This window comes from Stenotrophomonas sp. CFBP 13725 (assembly GCF_014841935.1).
GTDB lineage: Bacteria > Pseudomonadota > Gammaproteobacteria > Xanthomonadales > Xanthomonadaceae > Stenotrophomonas.
Genome location: NZ_JACYUV010000004.1, coordinates 266,553 through 286,427, shown reverse-complemented (window position 1 = coordinate 286,427; position 19,875 = coordinate 266,553). Strand labels below are relative to the sequence as shown.

Below are 19,875 nucleotides of genomic sequence, written 5' to 3'. Positions count from 1 at the left end.
GGGTCATTCGGGCTTGCCCTGAAAAGTACACCGAAGAGTCTACTTCTATTTCGTTGGAAGTAAACTGAACGGTGTAAAATATCGGTATGAGTGCCGATACCCGCCCTACCCGCCTGACCGACCGCAAGCGCGCCGCCATCCTCGCGGCGGCAGTGACGGAGTTCCGCAGCTTCGGGTTCGCGGCCACCAGCATGGACCGGATCGCTGCCACGGCAGAGGTGTCCAAGCGAACGGTCTATAACCACTTCGCCAGCAAGGACGAGCTGTTCACCGCCATCCTGTTGCAGCTGTGGGAGGCCAGCCAAGACTTGGATGCGCCGGACTACGCGCCAGCCCAGCCGCTTCGTCCGCAACTGCTAGGATTCGCCGCAAGGAAGATGCGGCTGATGGCCGATGAGAGTTTCATCGACCTGTCGCGGGTGGCGATCGCCGAACTGGTGCATGCGCCGGAGCGCGCGCGGGCGATGATGGAGCGGCTGGCGGAGAAAGAAGAAGGGCTGACTGCCTGGATGCGGGCGGCACAAGCGGATGGTCGGCTGCGCACACTGCCCTCGCCGGCTGAAGCCGCGCATCAGCTGCAAGGCATGCTGAAGGCGTTTGCGTTCTGGCCGCAGGTGGCAATGGGGCAGGCGCCGCTGGCACCGGAAGCGCAGCAGCGATTGATGGAAGAGTGCGTGGACATGTTCCTGGCGCTGAACGCACTGGAACATACGTCGGTCTAGCCCCGAGCGGCGCAGGAGGTTGGCATTGGTAGAGCCGACTTCAGTCGGCTGGCGGCGGGAAGCCGACTGAAGTCGGCTCTACCAAGCAGCGACAGCGAGAGCAACAGCCACAGCGACAGCAACAGCGAGAGCGAGAGCAACAGCGACAGCGACAGCGAGAGCGAGAGCGAAAGCAACAGCGACAGCGACAGCGAGAGCGAGAGCAACAGCGACAGCGACAGCGAGAGCGAGAGCGAGAGCAACAGCGAGAGCAACAGCGACAGCGAGAGCGACAGCGACAGCGACAGCGAGAGCAACAGCGACAGCAACAGCGACAGCGACAGCAACAGCCACAGCGACAGCGACAGCAACAGCAACAGCGACAGCGACAGCAACAGCAACGACAGTTACAGCGAGAGCAACCGCGATCGCGAAGGCAACCGGAACCGCGAAGGACAAGGCGACAGCAACGGCAACGGCAACGGCACGGCAGCAGCGACCGCTACCGCAATCACGAAGGCAGCGGCGATGGCACCAGCAACCGCGCCCGTCCCAGCAAGAGCGGGTGCCGACCGACGTCAGCACCCGCTTTCGGTGTTACTGGGCTTCGGCCTTGGACAGCATGTCCTGCACCGAGCCGGTGGTGATCGGGTGGTAGCCCGGCTTGGCCTTTTCAAAGGCAGCCTTGGCAATCTCCAGACCTTCCGGCGTCTTCACCAGTTCGGCGTAGATCGGCATGATCAGCTTGCGACGGCCCACCCGCTCGATGAACTCGGCGGCGGCCGGAGTCGCCTCGGCGTAGCCACTGCGGATCGCCAGCGGGTACCAGCGCATGGCGATTTCACCGTTCGGCGTACCGGTGAACTTGAAGGCACGGTCCAGCGCGGTGAGCTTGTCCAGCGGCTGCTTCGCGCCCAGTCCGTCGATGAAACGCACCCATTCCTGCGTGCTCCATTCAGCGGTCAGCTGGTTGGTGGGCAGCTTGCCGGTACCTTCCCACGCAATGCGCGCGGTATCGACATTGCTGAAGTTGCGCGACTGCGCCTTGGCCGCGAATGCCGGGATGCCCGGCTCGTCGAGCCATGCCTTCAGTTCGGCATCCGTCACTGCGCCGGGCTTCTTGTCGAGCAGGTTCTTCTTCAGATAGTCGACGAACTGATCGGTGTTCGCGCTCTGGAAGGCATGGTCGTTGAACCAGCCACGCAGGAAGGGATCGAACACCTCGCGGCCGAAGCGCTGTTCCAGGAACTCCAGGAACCAGGACCCCTTTACATAGGCAACCTGGCTCAGCGCCTCGTCCGGGTCACGTTCGTTCAGCGGCGGCAGGGCCAGCGCCTGGTCGGCCGGGCTCATGTCCTTCACCTCGGCCAACAGGTCGGTCTGGTCGATCTGCCGCTCCATCTCGGCCATTTCCTTGCCATACAGCGCTTCGGTGATGCGACCCTGCACGTAGGTGGTGAAGCCTTCGTTGAGCCAGATGTCCTTCCAGCTGGCGTTGGTCACCAGGTTGCCCGACCAGCTGTGCGCCAGTTCGTGGGCGACCAGCGAGACCAGCGACTTGTCGCCCACGATCACGGTCGGGGTGGCGAAGGTCAGGCGCGGGTTTTCCATGCCGCCGAACGGGAACGACGGCGGCAGCACCAGCATGTCGTAGCGGCCCCAGCGGTACTCGCCGTACAGCTTTTCGGCGGCGCCGATCATTTTCTCGGTGTCTTCGAACTCCTTCGCTGCCTTGCCGACCATGGTCGGTTCAGCCCACACACCGGAGCGGCCGGAGATCGGCTCGAACACCAGGTCACCCGCAGCGATCGCCAGCAGGTAGGAAGGAATCGGCTGCGGCATCTTGAAGGTGTAATCACCGTCACGCGCGGCCTTGGGGTCGTTGTCGGCGCTCATCAGCACCATCACGTCCGGGCGCGAGACCACGTGCGCGCTGTAGGTGAAGCGAACGCTCGGCGTGTCCTGCAGCGGCACCCACGAGCGCGCGTGGATCGCCTGCGACTGGCTGAACATGAAGGGCAGCTTCTTGCCTTCGGTCATCGACGGCGCCAGCCACTGCAGGCCCGAGGCCGTCGGAGCGGTGTGGTAGCTGATCTCGACCTTGGTCGGCTGCGTGGGGGTTTCGATGGTCAGCTTGCTGCCGAACACCTTGTCCACGGGCGCCAGCACGAACGGCAGCGGGCTGCGCGCGCCATCGGCCGCGATGGCCTCGACCTTGGCGACGGCCAGCTCACGCGTGTCCAGCACCAGCTGCTTGGCGTCCTTGTTCTTCCACTCCAGCGTGTAGGTCGCGGTGCCACCGATCTGCTTGCTGTCGAAATCCAGCTTCAGGTCGAGGGCGATGTCCTTGATGACGACCTTGTCCGGCTCGGCATAGGAGCTTTCGTCGTGGCTGCGGTTTTCAGCGTTCACGGGGGCAGCCGGCGCACTCTGCGCGGGGGGAGTGGCGACCGGCGCGGCGGTCTCCTGGGAGCAGCCGGCGGCGAGGGCCACGGCCAGCGGAAGGAGCAGGAACGGGGTACGCATGCATCGAGACCGTTTCAGGGGTAAAGGCTGATTTTACCCCTGTTCCGCCCTTGGTAGCGCCGAAGGTAGCGGCAGGAGCCGCTGCCAACGTCGCTTGCGACGGCCCGGAGGGTGCCGGTCAGGACGACCGGCATAGCCACGCTAGGCGGGATCCCGCACGCCGAGCATGGCTCGGCGCTACCGGGTTACAGCTTGTAACCGGAGTGGATCGAGACGATGCCCGCCGACAGGTTCTTGTAGTGGCAGCGTTCGAATCCGGCCTCACTCATCATCGCCTTCAGCGCATCCTGTGGCGGGTGCTTGCGGATGCTTTCGGCCAGGTACTGATAGCTGTCCGAATCGCGCGCGAACAGACGGCCCAGCTTCGGCAGCACCTTGAACGAGTGGAAGTCGTAGATCGGCTTGAACCAGTCCAGTGTGACCTCGGAAAACTCCAGCACGCGTGCCTGCCCGCCTACTTTCAGCACGCGATGCATCTCGCGCAGCGCCGCATCTTTATCGGTCACGTTGCGCAGCCCGAACGCGATGGTCACCAGGTCGAAGCTGGCATCCGGGAACGGCAGGGCTTCTGCATTGCACTGCACGTAGTCCAACCCGGCCACCAGGCCGCGGTTGGTCAAGCGATCACGGCCCACCGACAGCATGCCGGCGTTGATGTCGCCCACCACGACCGCACCGTCCGTGCCGACCCGCTCCTTCAGCAGCGCGGCAATGTCACCGGTACCGCCGGCCAGATCCAGCACGCGGTCACCGGGCTTCACCTGCGCGGTGGCCACGTAGTAGCGCTTCCAGACCCGATGCACGCCCAGGCTCATCAGGTCATTCATCAGGTCGTAGTTGCGCGCGACCGAGGTGAAGACCTGGCCGACCAGCTTCTGCTTGTCCTTTGCATCGACATCGCGGAAGCCGAAATGGGTAGTTCCGGACTTGTAGGGGGATTCGCTCATGGATGGATTATCGCACCGCGCGGAGCCGGCGGCACCCCCTGCCCGTATCATGACCCTCTGAATTCACGGAGACCCCCATGATCACCACGCCCGACTACCACGCCCTGCTGCAGACCGCCCTCGCCGAAGCCCGCCAGGGCATGGCCGAAGGCGGCGTGCCGATCGGCGCGGCGCTGTATCACAACGACGGTCGGCTGCTGGGCTGTGGCCACAACCGCCGGGTGCAGGAAGGCGACCCCTCCGTGCACGGCGAGACCGATGCGTTCCGCAAGGCCGGCCGCCAGCGCGGCTACAAGAACACGATCATGGTCACCACCCTGGCCCCCTGCTGGTACTGCAGCGGACTGGTCCGCCAGTTCAACATCGGCACCGTGGTGGTGGGCGAGTCGCGCACTTTCCAGGGCGGCATCGACTGGCTGCGCGAGAGCGGCGTCAACGTGATCGACCTGGACAGCCAGGAGTGTGTCGATCTGCTGGGCGCATTCATCGAACGTCATCCGGAGATCTGGGACGAAGACATCGGCGAGTGAGCGGGACTCGCTGAATATTTCAGCCTTGGCATGGCGACCACGACCTTGGAACGCCGATTGCACGCAGCAATGACGCTGCGTGCACTGGCCGATAGCGATGATCGGGACTCCCCCACCCCCACATCATCAGAAGAAGTAGCAGCCATGCGCGCAGATGTACCCAATGTCCCTCCGGTCATCGACGTGGAGGCAGAGCTGAACCACTGGCGCCAGCGACACGCCGAAGGCGCCATGGGCCCGGGCTCTTTCGGCCATTTTGTCCCGTGGATCAAGTTTGCCTGTGACTCGCTGATCACCCACCCCCGCGCCACCAACGAGCAGCGCGAGGACGCGTTCCAGACCCAGTACGCCCTGCAGATCATGCCGCGGCTGACCGAAGCCCAGGCCCGCGCCTTCATTGAACAGGTATGGGACCACGTCTATGTGGCCAGCATGGTCCGCACTGACGATCGTCCGCGCCTGATCGCCTGATCTGCGCGCTCACGCGGCGGCCTGCGGTTATCTGAAACGGCCACCGAGGGGGCGATGGCCGTTCATCCGGACGAGCGATCAGCGCGCAGCCGGGTGAGCCGGGTGAATGGGCAAACGGTTGAAGGGGGCAGCCGACTGAAGTCGGCTCTACCCGGTCGGCGTTAGTTACCTTCCTGATTCGCGCCAGCCGCCACCCAGCACTTTGTACAACGTGATCCGGTTTGCCTGCTGTGCCAACGCGGTCTGCAGCTGGCTCTGCTGTGCGCTGTAGGCGGTACGCCGCGCGTCCAGCAGCGTGACGAAGCTGTCCAACCCGGCGTCGTAGCGCGCCTGCGACAGGCGTTCGGCCTGCGTCGCGGCCTCCACCAGTCCACGCTGCGAATCGGCCTGGGCATCCAGGCTGGTGCTCAGCGCCAAGGCATCGGCGGTTTCGCGGAAGCCGACCTGGATCGCCTTCTCATACTCGGCCAAGGCGATGTCGCGGTCCGCTTCGGCCACGGCCAACCCGGCACGCAACCGGCCGCCCTGGAAGATCGGCAGGCTGATCGTCGGCAGGAAGCTCCACATCCGCGTGCCGCTGTCGAACAACCCCGACAGTTCGTCGGACCGGCTCCCCAGCGTGCCGGTCAGGCGGATGCTGGGAAAGAACGCTGCACGTGCCGCACCGATGTTGGCGTTGCCCGCCAGCAAGGTGTGCTCGGCCGCCATGATGTCCGGGCGGCGCAGCAGCACATCACTGGGCAGGTCCGCCGGCGGCGGCGCCAGGGCCAGCAGCTGCAGTTCGTTGTTGCCGGACGGCAGCAACGCGGCGTCCACCGGCCCGCCGATCAGCAGTGACAAGGCATTGCGGTCCTGCTCGACCTGACCGCGCAGGCGCGCGGCATCGGTGCGGGCGGTTTCCACCAGCGTACGGGTCTGGGCCAGCTCCAGCGCCGAGCTGCCGCCGCGCTCGAAACGCGCCTGCGCCAGCCGCAGCGAATCTTCGTGGCTGGCCAGCGTGGCTTCGGAGATACGCAGCTGTTCGCTGTCGGCACCGAAGGTCAGCCAGGCCGTCGCGGTTTCCGCGACCAGGCTCAACTGCGCATTGCGCCGGTTGGCGGCCACCGCGAAGTACTGCTGCAGTGCCGCCTCGCTGAGGTTGCGCACACGTCCGAACAGATCGAGCTCGAACTCGGTGATGCCCAGCCCGGCCGTGAACTGCTCACTGACCGGCATGTCACCGCCGATGCGCTCCATCTGCCCCTGCACCGCGAGCCCGGGTACGCGGTCGGCGCGCTGGATGCGGTACTGGCCGCGGGCACGTTCGACATTCAGCACGGCCACACGCAGATCGCGGTTGTTGTCCAGCGCCTGGGTGATGACGTCCTGCAGACGCGCATCGGTAAAGAAGTCACGCCAGCCCAGCGCGGCGACGTCGGTGGCCCGGCCCTGGCCCGCTTCGATCGGCCACTGCGCGGGTATGGCGGGCGCCACGTCGGTGCGCTCAGGCACCAACGTGGCACAGCTGGTCAGGCCGAGGCTGGCCACCAGGGCCAGCAGCAAGGGGATCTGCTTCATGGGGTCTCACTCGATTGCGGCGCGTTGCGCAGCTTGCGGTTGAACACGCGCTGCACGACGACGAAGAACAGCGGGATGAAGAACACGCCCAGCAAGGTGCCGGCGAGCATGCCGCCCAGCACACCGGTGCCGATCGCGCGCTGCGCACCCGAGCCGGCGCCGGAGGCGATGGCCAGAGGCAGCACGCCCAGGCCGAATGCCAGCGAGGTCATGATGATCGGACGCAAGCGATCGCGCACGGCGTGCATGGTGGCCTCGATCAGTCCGGCGCCCTTCTCCAGGTTGTCCTTGGCGAACTCCACGATCAGGATGGCGTTCTTCGATGTCAGGCCCACCGTGGTCAGCATCGCCACCTGGAAATAGATGTCACGCTCCAGCCCGAGCAGCGTGTTGGCCAGCACGGCACCGAGGATGCCCAGCGGCGCGACCATCAGCACCGAGGTCGGCACGCTCCAGCTTTCGTACAACGCAGCGAGGCACAGGAACACGATCAGCAGCGACAGCGAGTACAGCAGCGGGGTCTGCGAGCCGGCCTGACGCTCCTGATAGGACAGCGCGGTCCACTCGATCTCGTAGCCCGGCGGCAGATCCTTGGCGATGCGCTCGATCTCGTTCATGGCATCGCCCGATGCCACGCCCGTGGCAGGTTCACCCTGGATTTCCATGGCCGACACGCCGTTGTAGCGCTCCAGCCGCGGCGAACCGAAGTCCCAGCGCTTGGACGCGAAGGCACTGAACGGCACCATCTCGCCGGCCGCATTCTTCACCGACCACACGTTGAAGTCGTCCGGATTCATGCGGAAGTCCGCATCGGACTGCACGTACACGCGCTTGACCCGGCCACGGTCGATGAAGTCATCGATGTAGCTGCTGCCCCACGCGGTGGCCAACGTGTTGTTGATGGACGTCATGTTCAGGCCCAACGCATTGGCCTTTTCCACGTCCACGTCGATGCGCAGCTGCGGGGTGTCTTCCTGGCCGTTCGGTCGCACGTTGGCCAGCAGCTTGCTCTGCCCGGCGGCACCCAGCAGCTGGTTGCGTGCGTTGAGCAGGGCCTCGTGCCCCTGGCCACTGTTGTCCTTCAGGAAGAAGGTGTAACCCGAGCCGATACCCAGTTCCGGCATGGCCGGCGGCGGGAACGCGAAAATGAAAGCGTCCTTGATACCGCTCAGTGCGCCCATCGCACGGCCGGTAACGGCCTCCACGCTCTGCTCCGAACCGCGATCCTTCCAGTCCTTCAGCTTGACGAAGGCCATGCCCGCGTTCTGGCCCATGCCGGCGAAGCTGAAGCCCTGGATGGCGAAGATCGATTCGATCGCTTCGCCTTCGTTCTCCAGGAAGTGGTTTTCCAGCTTGGCCATCGCCTCCAGCGTGCGCTCCTGGGTGGAGCCCACCGGCGTCTGCACCAGCGCCATCATGATGCCCTGGTCTTCGTTGGGCAGGAACGAGCTGGGCAGGCGCATGAACAACAGCACCATCACCAGCGACAGCGCCGCGAACACGCCCATGAAACGCCACGGGCGGGAAATGATGCCCTTGACGCCACGCTGGTACTTTTCGCTGGACTTGTCGAAGCCGCGGTTGAAGCCACCGAAGAAGCGACCCGACCAGCCCTTGTGGGCGACGTGATGCTCGCCCTTTTTCAGGGGCTTGAGCATGGTGGCGCACAGCGCCGGCGTGAGCACGATCGCGACCAGCACCGACAGCGCCATTGCCGAAACAATCGTGGCCGAGAACTGCCGGTAGATCACGCCGGTGGCACCGCCCATGAAGGCCATCGGCACGAACACCGCCGACAGCACCAGGCCGATGCCCACCAGCGCGCCGGTGATCTGGGTCATTGATTTGCGCGTGGCCTCCAGCGGCGACAGGCCCTCTTCGGCCATGATGCGCTCGACGTTCTCCACCACCACGATGGCATCATCGACCAGCAGGCCGATCGCCAGCACCATCGCGAACATCGTCAGCATGTTGACCGAGAACCCCAACACCGACAGCACGCCGAACGTGCCGAGCAGCACCACCGGTACGGCGATGGTCGGGATCAACGTGGCGCGGAAGTTCTGCAGGAACAGGTACATCACCACGAACACCAGCACGATCGCTTCGATCAGCGTCTTGATCACGCCCTTGATCGACACCTGCACGAACGGGGTGGTGTCATACGGCACCACCGATTCCAGGCCGGCCGGGAAGGTCGCCTTCATGTCCTCCAGTGCCGCGCGCACGCCATTGGCGGTATCCAGCGCGTTGGCGCCGGTGGCCAGGGTGATGGCGATGCCGGTGGACGGCTTGCCGTTGTACCGGGTGACGAAGTCGTAGCTTTCCGCGCCGAGTTCCACACGGGCCACGTCGCCCAGGCGCAGCTCGCTGCCATCGGTGCCGCCACGCACCAGGATGTTGCGGAACTGCTCCGGCGTCTGCAGGCGATCCTGCGCGTTGATGGTGGCGTTGAGCTGCTGGCCCTTCACCGACGGCGCACCGCCCAGCTGGCCGATCGCCACCTGGGCGTTCTGTGCGGTGATCGCTGCGGTGACTTCATCCACCGACAGCTTGTAGGTGTGCAGCTTGTTGGGATCCAGCCAGATGCGCATGGCGTACTTGCCGCCGAACACCTGGATGTTGCCCACGCCCGGCACGCGGCTGAGCGGGTCGACCACGTTGGAGCCCACGAAATCGGAGATGTCGTTGGCGTCCATGCTGTTGTCATTGGACACAAAGCCCAGCACCTGCAGGAAGCCGCTGCTGGACTTGGCCACGTTGATGCCCTGCCGCTGCACTTCCTGCGGCAACAGGGGCATCGCCAACTGCAGCTTGTTCTGCACCTGCACCTGGGCGATGTCTGGATTGGTCCCGGATTCGAAGGTCAGGGTGATGGTGGCCTGGCCGTTGGCCGAGCTGTTGGACGAGAAATAGATCAGCCCGTCGAGGCCTTTCATGTTCTGCTCGATGATCTGCGTCACCGAGTCTTCCACCACCTTCGCCGACGCACCGGGATACGTGGCGGAGATCTCGACGGCCGGCGGGGCCACTTCCGGATACATGGACACCGGCAAGGTGGTTACCGCCAGCGCACCGGCAAGCATGATGATGATCGCGATCACCCACGCAAAGATGGGTCGATCAATGAAGAAACGTGCCATGGGGTTCTCCGCTTACTGCGCGTCGGTGCCGGCCGGAGCCTGGGCGGGTGCAGCGGCGTCGGGGGACGCGGCGGCCGGATCTGCGGCGGCCGGTGCAGCCGCGGGCTTGCCATCTGCCGGCTTTACCGGTTCGCTGCCCTTTTCGGTGGCCTGCACCGGCATGTCCGGGCCGATCTTCTGCAGGCCCTCCACGATCACCTTGTCGCCTGCCTGCAGGCCATCCTCGACCAGCCACTTGTCACCCAGCGCGCGGCTGACCTTCACCGGACGCACTTCCACCTTGTTGTCCTTGTTGACCACCATGGCACTGGTATCGCCCTTGGCGTCACGGGCGATGCCCTGCATCGGGACCAGCAGTGCGCCATCACGCACGCCGCCGCCGATCACCGCGCGCACGTACATGCCCGGCATCAGTACGCCATCCGGGTTGTCCACCTTCACCCGCAGGCCGTAGCTGCCGGTGGTCGGGTCCACGCTGACTTCGGAGAATTCCAGCGTGCCCTTGTGCTCGAACGGCGTGCCATCATCGAGCAGGATGCTGACAGGCAGGCTCTGGTTGTCCTGCAGGCGGCCGGCCGCCAGCTCGCGCCGCAACTGCAGCAGTTCGGCGGCAGACTGGGTCAGATCGACATAGATGGGATCCAGCTGCTGCACCGTTGCCAGTGCCTCGGGCTGAGCGGCGCTCACCAATGCCCCTTGGGTGACACTGGACTTGCCGATGCGGCCGCTGATCGGCGCGGTGATCCGCGCATAGCCCAATGTCACGTTGGCCGCATCCAGCGATGCTTTTGCCGCGCCGACATCGGCCTCGGCCTGCTTCTGCGCGGCGACCGCGTTCTCCAGATCCTGCTTGCTGACCGCATCCACCTTGGCCAGCTCATTGATGCGAGCGGCGCTCAAGCGCGAGGCGTTGGCGGTCGCCTCCGCACGTGCCAGCTGGGCGCGGGCATTGTTGGCCTGCGCGCGGTAGCTGGCATCGTCGATCTGATACAGCGGCTGGCCTTCGGTCACCATGCTGCCTTCGGTGAACAATCGCTTGCCGACCAGGCCATTGACCTGCGGCCGCACTTCAGCAACCAGGAATGCATTGGTGCGCCCCGGCAACTCCCGGGTCAGCGATACCGATTCGGCTTTCAGGGTAACCACGGTCACTTGCCCGGGTCCTTGCTGCGGCGGTTGGTCATCACCGCCACCGCAGGCGGCAACGACCGCGGCGATGGCCAGCGAAAGCGCGATGGGGCGAACACGAGTCAGAAACATGGGGAGGGTCTCGATAGCAGGGAGTCTGTAGCGCCGAGCCACGCTCGGCGGCCCTCTCCTCGGACGCCCCCATTCAGGAAGCGAGCCAAAAGCGACGGCAGTCATGGGCAGGAAATATACATACATGACTGTTTGTTTGTAAAGGGCTACACTTCGTTGACGTTTCGCACGCATTCTGAGCAATGGCCCGAAAGACCAAAGAGGAAACCCAGGCGACCCGCGAAGGCATCCTCGACGCCGCCGAAGTCTGTTTTCATGAGCATGGGGTGGCGCGGACAACGCTGGAGATGATCGGCGCCCGCGCCGGCTATACCCGCGGCGCGGTCTACTGGCACTTCAAGAACAAGATCGACGTCCTGGCGGCCGTGATCGAACGGGTCCGCCTGCCCTTCATGCAGGAACTCGACCGCGCGGCGACAGAAAGCCGCGACACGCCGGTGCTGGACCTGCGTTCGGTGATATTGGGTTCGTTGAATGACCTTGCCGCCGATCCGCGCCTGCGCAACACGATGGAGATCATGCTGCGCAGCGACACCTCGGCCGACAGCAAGGTGCTGGCTGACCTGCAGCAGGCCGGATTCCGAGATGGGCTGGAACGCATGGCGCGCGCCTTGCGGCGGGCCGAGCAACTGGGCCAACTGAAAGCCGGCGCGAACCCCGAGGTGGCCGCGCGGATGCTGCACGCCACGGTGCTGGGCGTGCTGCATGGGGCGATGGTGGAGCCGGATCTGATGGATATCCGCCGTGATGGGATGCTGGCGTTGGACATGACGCTGAGCGCGTATGTCCGCGATGGCGTGTTCCAGACGGGAAGCGAGCCGAACCCGCCGTAAGCGGCCCGCCCCCCGACTGCCCGGGTTCCGCCACCTACTACCTCATCCGGCGTCGGGATCCACACACTGCGCTGCAATCAGGTCGGCCGGCTGCGCTTCTTGCAGGGCGTACGCAATCACGCATTGCTCGCCGGGCTTCGCGCCCCAGCGTACGGTCAATCGACCGCTCGGTTCGATTCCGCGCACCCACAGGCGACTGGCCTGCCCGACGACGCCGACAACCTCCCCGGCTTCGTTGTAGACGTCCAGCCCAAAGGGCAACGGCTGCCCGTCCGCCCTTGGCGCCTCAATCAGCGCGCTGCGGCCACTGCTGGTGGGGATCACCAGCCTGACGACCGCACCGGCCGTTGGCACGCCGATCACCGAAGCGGTCTTCAGCTCCACGTCCATCGACAGTCCCTTGGGATCGATGGTCACTTCGTTGCGACGGAACGGCGTCATGTAGGGAACCACCGCGTAGCCGTCCGCGTTGGTCCTCACCCCGACGGTACTGTCCAGCGCGATGTCGGCCGCATCGGGAACATGCACCAGGGCGACCGTATCACCGAGCTGCTGGGAGAAGGTCACGCCGTCACCGTGGACGATGACGCCGCCCGTAGCGCCGAGACTCAGTCCATCGCTGCCTGCCGAGTGCGTATAGCCCGCACTGAGGCTGGCCACGGACGTCTGGTAGTTCACGCCGGTGTCGTAGCTGCCGCCCTGTCCACGATACTGGCTGGCCGTTACGTTGTAGCTGCCCTGGTTGCGATCGCCGAAGTTGCCATTGATGCCCGCGCGTGCATCATCGCGGCCACTGTTGCGCCTGTTGGCCGCCAGCGTCATCCGCGGCGCGCTGGTGCGCGAACCCAACGGGATGCTCATGTTGAAGTTGATGCTGTTGCCTTCCCGGCCTGTCCCGCCACCCAGGCTGCGCTCCGTGCTTCGCTGGAGGGCAATGCTGTAGGTGGCAGGCCCCAGCCGATCGGAGTACCCGACAGAGAAGGCACTTCGCCGCTGGCGCTGGTCCCAGTAGTCCACGCTGCTGGCACTGACATACAGCAGGCCGGAACGTTCACCCAGGCGCTGGTTGAGATTCAGGTCGAGCCGCGCGCGTTGCTGCGCGGGTGGCGCCCACTCACTGCGTTCATCAACGTACTGGCGAAGCCGTGCGGCATCGGCCAGCGATACATAGCCGGCAGTTGAATAACGATACGCTGCCATCGAAAAGTTGGTGCCGCTGGCTGCGATGTCCTTGCTGTAGGCCAACCGGAACGACTGCCCGCTCATCCTGCCGGCCGCATCCGCCAGTGCGCCACGCAGATCGGCTCGTGCAAAGGTCACGTCACCGGAGAATGCACCCGCCGCTGTGTTCAGGGCAGCGCCAAGCAGCACGGCCTGGTAGCCGTCGCTGGCGGTGGCGCCGGTAAAGCCGGTCACCCGATTGCTCAACCCCTTGCGCAGGGTTGCTTCGAGCAGACGTGGCCTGTCACGCAGCGCCATGTCCTGCAGCACGCCCACCGTCAGGCTGAAGCGCTGCTGGCCTGCGCGCAACAGCTGCGGAACCGACGCAAAGGGCACCACGAAGCGCTGCACGCGGCCATCGTTCTCGGTGATCTCCACGTCCAGATCGCCGGCGTACGCCGTGCCATACAGATCGTTGATTTCGAACGGACCTGCGGCGACATTGGCCTGGTAGAGCACGCGATCGCGTTGCCGGATCACCACCCGCGCATTGCTCTGCGCCACACCACGCACCACCGGCGCGTAGTCGCGGAGCGAATCGGGCAACATACGCGGATCGGTGCTGATGGAGAGACCGCGGAACGACACCCCGTCAAACACGTCGCCACGGGTGCTGGCCTCGCCCGCTGTCAGCTCCACGCCCAGAGCAGCGATCGATCGCTCCGCGTAAGAGCGCCCAGCGCGATATCCCGTTCGCGGCCCACTACCCTGTGACAGGAAACCATCATGCCGCAGACGCCATGCGCCGACGTTCAACCCTGCATTGAGCACAACGCTGGTGGATTGGCTGTCGTAGCCGCGGTTCTGGATGCGTTGATGGCTTACGCTGTAACCGACCAAGGCGGCGGTAATGCCGTCGTCCCACAGCTCCTGCGGAACCCAACCACGCGGATCCCGCGCGAGGTAGGCCTGTGGGATGTCGATATCCAGCACCTGTTCGCCCACATCGAAACGCGCAGCCGCCTGCGGGATGTAGAGCGACAAGGGATCGCAGAACACCGTGTCCGGCATTGGCCGCACCTCCTCTGCCAGGCCGTCAACGTCGGACACCTGCCCGGCCGCCGGCACGCGCGCCAGCTCCAGGCCCAGCACCTGCACCAGCGCGGGCGTGAAACACAGGGCAAGGCTGCCGTCATGCAGCGCGCGCAGTTCCACCTCACGGCGGGCCACCACGGTGCCATTGACGCGTATGTCGGCGCTGTAGGTCCCCGGCAACGCATCACCCCGCTCAAAGCGGGTCAGGTCGAGCGCACCCGCCTGGGTTCCCTGCAGGAACTGCGGATTGAACTCCACGTTGGGAGCCGCCATGGCCGCCATCGGCAACAGGGACGCAACCACCGCGGATGCCAGGCGGCAGGGCCGGCTGGAGAGCAGTGACGTTGGGCAACGCAGGAACATCAATGAAACTCCAATAGGCGCGTGCGCACCGCCGTGGCCCATCGAGGCAGGCAGGTGCAAGGAAACTCTTCAGCGTGGATCAGCGCGCGGAGGCCGCTCAGTCTTCCAGTGCGACCGACTGGCCCACGTTGCCACCTTGGTCGTTGATCCAGTCGAACTGCACGTTGCCGCCGACCGGGCGTGCGTTCAGCCCCTGCACGGCAAACACCTGGGTTGCCAGCGGCTCGATCATCCGCGGGTCGTCCACCGGATGGTCCGTGCCCTGTACGCGCAGCGCGAGCCTGCTCACGTGCACGTAATACGGCGTCGGGTTTCGAGCCTGCAGCGCCCAGCCCTCCCCATCGGGAACCAGCGACCACTGCAGTTTCTGCGCGGAAGACATCACGTCCGCCAGCCCCTTCGGCCGGTAGATCAGCTTGATCCGCGTGCGCAGGCTGAACTGCAGAAAATTACCGGTGGGTACTTCGTCGGCCTGGGGAGCGGGCGGAATATCCAGTACGTTGAGCCAGTAAAGGCTTTCGCGATCCTGCGGCATCGGCGTACCGGTGAACTGGAGGCGCAGCACCTGGCTCTTGCCCGGGTCCAACCGGAATACGGGTGGCCGCAGCACGAACGGTGTCTTCACCGTCTCCGGCGCAGCCTGTTTGTCACCATCATCGGTCCATGCCTGTACAAGCGACGCACGCTTGCCGACGTTTTCCAGTCGTACCGATATCTCGCGCGCAGCGCCGGGAAATATCTGCCGCGTGCCATGCACGATGACCTGCGCAGCGGCCGGGATACCGGCGAGCAGCGAAGAGGCTAGCGCAAGGCAGGTCAGTCCCGTACGGAACAGGCTCATGAATCATTACTCCGGGGAGGGTTGCCACGAACGGACGGGGCGCTGAGGCCCCGTCCGCTACAACGGGCGGGTCAACAGATCAGTTGTAGTCCAGCGTGTACTGCAACGAAGCGGAGACGTCGCCCGCACCGGCCGCTTCACTCGCGTAGTACTCACCCTCGAAACCCAGCGTGGCCACGCCTGCAGCGAAGGGGACGCGTGGGGAGATCCACGGTGTGGAGCTCAGGAAGATCGGCGCACCGGTCGCGTCACGCAGCTGGATCTGCACGTTTTCCGCACCGCCGGCCGCGGTGTTGTCCAGGCGCCCGTTGGTTATCGCGTCGGTGTGATTCGGGTTCAGCTCCAACGCAACGCCGGTGCCGATCTCGCACGGGGTGCCGGTGCTGCCGATCTGGATCTGGAAGGGCTTGTGGCCCGCCGTTGCGCCCGCGGCGGCAAGCGAACCGGTGGACACCGTCGCCAGTGCGATTGTCGGGTTGAGGGTCGTGCCGCCGTTGCCCGGGAAGGTCACTTCACAGGTGGATGCGGTCACTTCACCGGTGAACGTGATGGTGCCGGACTGGGCGTACGCCGATGACGAGGCGCCAACGGCCAGCACGGCCAACAGAGCAATGGAAATTTTTTTCATGGGTGTAAGTGTTCCTTCATGGGTGGTTGTAGTTTTCTGCAACACGGCGCGATGTCCTCCTGCGCTTGGCCAACGTTATGCAGCACTCGCATCGCGATTAATCGGACATGGACCAAACGCCTTTTTTAAAGTCCCTTTTTGAAACTTACACAGCTTTCTTCAAGGCATAGGAGACAGTCATGTGTCGGCCGCGACGCAGCCCTGCGCCTTCGCAGGAACGCCTGTCCGGCATGCCGACCGCAGCGAGCTTCATGGATACGAAATGGTGTACTGAAGCGGCGCCTGGAATATCCCTGGCGTGGCATCCCCGCCGTCGGCGTAGTACTCGGCAAACAGCCGGAACTCCACGGCACCACCGATCGAGGATGACGGAGCGAGGGCCATGCCGCCGGTCAGGTCGATGGGCGCCCCCAACGACGTCATCAGGCCAACCACCGCGCTGGTGCCGCCGCCCACTCCGATTCCGGTAGTGCGCATGCGGCCGTTGAGCAGGCTGTCACTGCGGTCGACATTCAGCGTGAGGTTCGCACCACTGTTGGAGCAGATCGGATCGGATCCGCTGAGTGTCAGGACCACAGGTGTGTGACCGGCACTTTGTCCGGCCAGCAACGAGGTGCTGGCGACCGTGGGCAAGGGGATGGTGGGATTGTTACCGACCAGACCGTTGAAGGAGACGTCACAGGTCGTGGAGGTGACACTGCCGCTGAAAGCGATGGTGCCGCTCTGTGCGCTCGCGGTTGATGCCCAGCCCAGCAGGGCGAACATCGCAGGCAGCACGGTTGACGATCTACGCATGGTGTTGTCCTTGGTTCTACAGTAATGGAAGCGCCGAAAAGCGCATGCGCTTCTCGACCTCCCATCGTCGGACGACCTCACGGCTGACAGCCTAGTACGCGGCCGAGTGGAGACCGGGTGTTATCGAACCCCCGGCTTACGTCACGCACCCGCATTGAACTGCACCACAGCGCGCGGCACCTCGTGCCGACCGTCGGCACGGTGAAGCGAGACCTCGACGCCGTTCATGTCACCGGTGCAATAAAAAAGCGCCCTCTCGGGCGCCTGTCGGAGCATTGCGGGATCCTTCTTCCGTCAGCGGTAGATCAGGTCGTACTGCACCGACGTAGACACCAATCCGCCACCCGCCGATCCGGTGGCGTAGTACTCGGCGGCATAGTTGAGAATCACGAAGCCGGTCATCGGGGGAATTATCCGCACCTGCGAGTTGGCGCCCGTGCGCAGGTTGATGTCGGCGCCGCCATCGTTGAGATTGATCAAGACCACATCTACGCGCTCCGCTGATCCGACGTTGTCCAGTCGGCCTTGTGCATTGACGTTGCCGCTGTCGTGGAACGCGATCTGAACGCTGCTCGCATGGCAGGGCTGCAGGTCGCTGCCAACCTGCACCCGCCAACCGCGTCGACCGGCACGCGCACCGGCCCGGGCAAGATCACGTGCTGCGGCACTGGGCAGGGTCAACCCACCTTCAGCGCTGCCACTCCCGTTGATCGAGACCGCACAGGTGGTCAGCCGTTGGTTTTCGCGGGCCGACGCCAATGCCGACGGTGCGTAACTGTATCCAACAGCCATCAGCGCCATTGCCATGGCGAAGGCTTGAGTGTTCATGCAATGCATCCGAACACGCCGCGGGAAGGGCGTTGCTGGCCGCAGCGTAGCCGATGCCTGCGCACTCCCCCCATCAGACCAGGCGCATAACCCATCTGCAGGAAGACCGCCTTTCAGCGGTCTCCTGATCAGAGGATATAGCGACTGAGGTCAGGATCCTTGACCAGCTCTCCCAGATGCGTGTCCACGTAGATGGTATCGATCTCCAAGGTCTCACCATCGCGATCCGGCGCCTCATAGCTCAGTGAATCCAGCAGGCGCTCCAGCACGGTGTGCAAGCGACGCGCGCCGATGTTTTCCTGCCGCTCGTTCACCAGGAACGCAATCTCCGCGAGCCGGTCGATCGCCTCTTCGGTGAAAGTGACCTTGACGCCCTCCGTCAGCAACAGCGCTTCATACTGTTTGGTCAGCGCGGCCTTGGGTTCGGTGAGAATGCGCACGAAATCGGCCTTGGTCAGTGCACCCAGCTCCACCCGGATCGGAAAACGCCCCTGCAGTTCCGGGATCAGGTCACTGGGCTTGGCCAGGTGGAAGGCGCCGGAGGCGATGAACAGGATATGGTCGGTCTTCACCGTGCCATATTTGGTGGACACGTTGGAGCCTTCCACCAACGGCAGCAGGTCACGCTGCACGCCTTCGCGGGACACATCACCACCGCCCACGTTGTCGCCCCGCTTGGCCACCTTGTCGATCTCGTCGATGAACACGATGCCATGCTGTTCGCAGGCGTCGATCGCGGCGGCACGTACGTCGTCTTCGTTGACCAGCTTGGCGGCCTCTTCTTCCTGCAACAGCGGGCGCGCGGCCTTGATGGTCAGCGTACGCTTGTTGGACTTTGCCCCTCCGAGGTTGGCAAACATGGATTTCAGCTGCTGGCCCATCTCCTCCATGCCCGGCGGCGTCATGATGTCCATGCTGACGTTGGCGGCGATCTCCAGTTCGATCTCGCGTTCGTCCAGCTCGCCATTGCGCAGCATGCGGCGGAACTTGATGCGCGTTTCATTATCCTGCGCAGACGGCTCGTTGCGCGCAGCTTCCGGATCAAACCCAATGCCGCCGCTGCGACGCGGCAGCAGCGCATCCAGGATGCGGTCTTCGGCGCGCTCTTCGGCCTGCGTGCGGACACGCACCTTGGCCTGCTCGCGGTACAGCTTCACGGCCGTGTCGGCCAAGTCGCGGATGATCTGCTCGACATCCTTGCCGACGTAGCCCACTTCGGTGAAGCGCGTGGCCTCGACCTTGACGAACGGCGCGTTGGCCAAGGTCGCCAGGCGGCGGGCGATTTCGGTCTTGCCAACGCCGGTCGGGCCGATCATCAGGATGTTCTTCGGCATGACCTCGTTGCGCAGGCCTTCCTCCAACTGCATGCGGCGCCAGCGGTTGCGCAGCGCAATGGCCACGGCGCGCTTGGCATCGTGCTGACCGACGATGTGGCGGTCCAGTTCCTGCACGATCTCGCGCGGAGTCATGGAAGCGGAGGTGTGTTCGAATTTCTGCGACATGGGGTGCTCACCAATGAGGATTGCCGACTGAAGTCGGCATTACCAGAACGGTTGCCGACCGAGGTCGGCACCAGCGGAACGATTGCCGACTGAAGTCGGCGCTACCCGGTGGAATCAGAGCTCTTCCACAACCACGTTGCGGTTGGTGTAGATGCAGATGTCACCGGCAATACCGATCGCCTCGCTGGCGATGGTGCGTGCATCCAGTTCGGTATGCGCCATCAGGGCACGCGCAGCCGACAACGCATACGAGCCGCCGGAGCCGATGGCGATGATGCCGTCTTCCGGCTCGATCACATCGCCGGTGCCGCTGATGATCAACGAGGTTTCCTTGTCGGCCACCGCGAGCAGCGCTTCGAGCTTGCCCAGTCGGCGTTCGGTCCGCCAATCCTTGGCGAGCTCTACGGCGGCACGCTGCAGCTGGCCATGTTTCTCCAGCTTGGCCTCGAACAGTTCGAACAACGTAAAGGCATCGGCAGCGGCACCTGCAAAGCCGGCCAGCACCTGCCCGTCGCGGCCAAGGCGACGCACCTTGCGTGCGTTGCCCTTCATCACCGTGTGGCCAAGGGTCACCTGGCCGTCGCCGGCTATTGCCACGTGCTCGCCACGACGGACGCAGACGATGGTGGTGGCGTGGAAAACTGTGGGGTTCTGGCTGGGGTCCATCTGGCCTCCGGAATACTGTCAGAGGAAC

Annotated in this window: 17 protein-coding genes; 4 read left to right on the top strand and 13 right to left on the bottom strand. The window is 64.6% G+C overall.

Translation table 11 applies throughout. The features are described from left to right. The first annotated feature begins 86 nt into the window (after positions 1–86). Positions 87–722: a TetR/AcrR family transcriptional regulator gene (locus tag IFT65_RS09420; RefSeq protein ID WP_192081236.1), complete on the top strand. Its 636-nt coding sequence runs from the start codon at positions 87–89 to the stop codon at positions 720–722. Here the strand turns inward: IFT65_RS09420 and IFT65_RS09415 are convergent. From IFT65_RS09415 to ubiE, 3 genes are all read right to left on the bottom strand, one after another. Further along, a complete protein-coding gene (locus IFT65_RS09415; RefSeq protein WP_192081235.1) occupies positions 719–1,102 on the bottom strand; it encodes a hypothetical protein in 384 nt (127 codons plus the stop codon). The two genes, IFT65_RS09420 and IFT65_RS09415, sit on opposite strands and share 4 nt — an antisense overlap. A 196-nt stretch (positions 1,103–1,298) precedes the next feature. Then, on the bottom strand, positions 1,299–3,227 hold the full coding sequence (locus tag IFT65_RS09410; RefSeq protein ID WP_188326139.1) for a M1 family metallopeptidase: 1,929 nt from the start codon (positions 3,225–3,227) through the stop codon (positions 1,299–1,301). A 185-nt stretch (positions 3,228–3,412) separates the two neighbouring features. After that, entirely contained in the window at positions 3,413–4,174 is a 762-nt protein-coding gene (gene ubiE, locus IFT65_RS09405; protein ID WP_188326138.1) for a bifunctional demethylmenaquinone methyltransferase/2-methoxy-6-polyprenyl-1,4-benzoquinol methylase UbiE, read from the bottom strand. 77 nt (positions 4,175–4,251) lie between these two features. On the opposite strand from ubiE, the gene IFT65_RS09400 reads away from it, so the two are divergent. Both IFT65_RS09400 and IFT65_RS09395 read left to right on the top strand, forming a co-directional pair. Further along, positions 4,252–4,704 carry a nucleoside deaminase gene (locus IFT65_RS09400; protein ID WP_188326137.1) on the top strand — a complete coding sequence of 151 codons (453 nt, stop codon included), beginning with the start codon at positions 4,252–4,254 and terminating at the stop codon, positions 4,702–4,704. 144 nt (positions 4,705–4,848) lie between these two features. After that, on the top strand, positions 4,849–5,175 hold the full coding sequence (locus tag IFT65_RS09395) for a hypothetical protein (RefSeq protein WP_188327183.1): 327 nt from the start codon (positions 4,849–4,851) through the stop codon (positions 5,173–5,175). Between the two features lie 165 nt (positions 5,176–5,340). Here the strand turns inward: IFT65_RS09395 and IFT65_RS09390 are convergent, their stop codons facing one another. From IFT65_RS09390 to smeD, 3 genes are read right to left on the bottom strand one after another with little or no spacing between them, the layout of a single operon-like run. Further along, the gene (locus IFT65_RS09390; RefSeq protein WP_188326136.1) at positions 5,341–6,732 is read right to left on the bottom strand and encodes an efflux transporter outer membrane subunit; all 1,392 of its coding nucleotides are present in this window, start codon (positions 6,730–6,732) and stop codon (positions 5,341–5,343) included. After that, on the bottom strand, positions 6,729–9,875 hold the full coding sequence (smeE, locus tag IFT65_RS09385) for a multidrug efflux RND transporter permease subunit SmeE (RefSeq protein ID WP_192081234.1): 3,147 nt from the start codon (positions 9,873–9,875) through the stop codon (positions 6,729–6,731). Before smeE ends, IFT65_RS09390 begins: the two co-directional genes overlap by 4 nt. 12 nt (positions 9,876–9,887) lie before the next feature. After that, positions 9,888–11,135, bottom strand: a complete 1,248-nt coding sequence (gene smeD / locus IFT65_RS09380; protein ID WP_192081233.1) for a multidrug efflux RND transporter periplasmic adaptor subunit SmeD — start codon at positions 11,133–11,135, stop codon at positions 9,888–9,890. 182 nt (positions 11,136–11,317) lie between these two features. On the opposite strand from smeD, the gene IFT65_RS09375 reads away from it, so the two are divergent. After that, positions 11,318–11,968, top strand: coding sequence for a TetR family transcriptional regulator (locus tag IFT65_RS09375; RefSeq protein WP_192081232.1), 651 nt, complete (start codon positions 11,318–11,320; stop codon positions 11,966–11,968). Between the two features lie 42 nt (positions 11,969–12,010). Here IFT65_RS09375 and IFT65_RS09370 read toward each other — a convergent pair whose 3' ends face one another. The 7 genes from IFT65_RS09370 to hslV all read right to left on the bottom strand — a co-directional run bounded on the left by IFT65_RS09370 (position 12,011) and on the right by hslV (position 19,847). Then, positions 12,011–14,497 (bottom strand): fimbria/pilus outer membrane usher protein, encoded by a 2,487-nt coding sequence (locus IFT65_RS09370; protein ID WP_249405109.1) that lies wholly within the window; start codon positions 14,495–14,497, stop codon positions 12,011–12,013. A 187-nt stretch (positions 14,498–14,684) separates the two neighbouring features. After that, the gene (locus IFT65_RS09365; RefSeq protein ID WP_192081230.1) at positions 14,685–15,428 is read right to left on the bottom strand and encodes a fimbria/pilus periplasmic chaperone; all 744 of its coding nucleotides are present in this window, start codon (positions 15,426–15,428) and stop codon (positions 14,685–14,687) included. Positions 15,429–15,507: 79 nt separating this feature from the next. After that, complete coding sequence (locus IFT65_RS09360; protein WP_192081229.1) at positions 15,508–16,056, bottom strand: fimbrial protein; 549 nt, start codon at positions 16,054–16,056, stop codon at positions 15,508–15,510. Positions 16,057–16,305: 249 nt separating this feature from the next. Further along, positions 16,306–16,851, bottom strand: coding sequence for a fimbrial protein (locus IFT65_RS09355; protein ID WP_192081228.1), 546 nt, complete (start codon positions 16,849–16,851; stop codon positions 16,306–16,308). Between the two features lie 294 nt (positions 16,852–17,145). Beyond that, complete coding sequence (locus tag IFT65_RS09350) at positions 17,146–17,679, bottom strand: type 1 fimbrial protein (protein WP_192081227.1); 534 nt, start codon at positions 17,677–17,679, stop codon at positions 17,146–17,148. Between the two features lie 128 nt (positions 17,680–17,807). Further along, the gene (gene hslU, locus IFT65_RS09345) at positions 17,808–19,148 is read right to left on the bottom strand and encodes an ATP-dependent protease ATPase subunit HslU (RefSeq protein WP_192081352.1); all 1,341 of its coding nucleotides are present in this window, start codon (positions 19,146–19,148) and stop codon (positions 17,808–17,810) included. A gap of 147 nt (positions 19,149–19,295) precedes the next feature. Further along, complete coding sequence (hslV, locus tag IFT65_RS09340) at positions 19,296–19,847, bottom strand: ATP-dependent protease subunit HslV (RefSeq protein ID WP_108758868.1); 552 nt, start codon at positions 19,845–19,847, stop codon at positions 19,296–19,298. Between the last annotated feature and the right edge of the window lie 28 nt (positions 19,848–19,875).

Coding starts and splice junctions, on each gene's coding strand:
- IFT65_RS09420 (WP_192081236.1), top strand. CDS start 87: ATGAGTGCCGATACCCGCCCTACCCGCCTGACCGACCGCAAGCGCGCC.
- IFT65_RS09410 (WP_188326139.1), bottom strand. CDS start 3,227: ATGCGTACCCCGTTCCTGCTCCTTCCGCTGGCCGTGGCCCTCGCCGCC.
- ubiE (WP_188326138.1), bottom strand. CDS start 4,174: ATGAGCGAATCCCCCTACAAGTCCGGAACTACCCATTTCGGCTTCCGC.
- IFT65_RS09400 (WP_188326137.1), top strand. CDS start 4,252: ATGATCACCACGCCCGACTACCACGCCCTGCTGCAGACCGCCCTCGCC.
- IFT65_RS09395 (WP_188327183.1), top strand. CDS start 4,849: ATGCGCGCAGATGTACCCAATGTCCCTCCGGTCATCGACGTGGAGGCA.
- IFT65_RS09390 (WP_188326136.1), bottom strand. CDS start 6,732: ATGAAGCAGATCCCCTTGCTGCTGGCCCTGGTGGCCAGCCTCGGCCTG.
- smeE (WP_192081234.1), bottom strand. CDS start 9,875: ATGGCACGTTTCTTCATTGATCGACCCATCTTTGCGTGGGTGATCGCG.
- smeD (WP_192081233.1), bottom strand. CDS start 11,135: ATGTTTCTGACTCGTGTTCGCCCCATCGCGCTTTCGCTGGCCATCGCC.
- IFT65_RS09375 (WP_192081232.1), top strand. CDS start 11,318: ATGGCCCGAAAGACCAAAGAGGAAACCCAGGCGACCCGCGAAGGCATC.
- IFT65_RS09370 (WP_249405109.1), bottom strand. CDS start 14,497: ATGGCGGCTCCCAACGTGGAGTTCAATCCGCAGTTCCTGCAGGGAACC.
- IFT65_RS09365 (WP_192081230.1), bottom strand. CDS start 15,428: ATGAGCCTGTTCCGTACGGGACTGACCTGCCTTGCGCTAGCCTCTTCG.
- IFT65_RS09360 (WP_192081229.1), bottom strand. CDS start 16,056: ATGAAAAAAATTTCCATTGCTCTGTTGGCCGTGCTGGCCGTTGGCGCC.
- IFT65_RS09355 (WP_192081228.1), bottom strand. CDS start 16,851: ATGCGTAGATCGTCAACCGTGCTGCCTGCGATGTTCGCCCTGCTGGGC.
- IFT65_RS09350 (WP_192081227.1), bottom strand. CDS start 17,679: ATGAACACTCAAGCCTTCGCCATGGCAATGGCGCTGATGGCTGTTGGA.
- hslU (WP_192081352.1), bottom strand. CDS start 19,148: ATGACTCCGCGCGAGATCGTGCAGGAACTGGACCGCCACATCGTCGGT.
- hslV (WP_108758868.1), bottom strand. CDS start 19,847: ATGGACCCCAGCCAGAACCCCACAGTTTTCCACGCCACCACCATCGTC.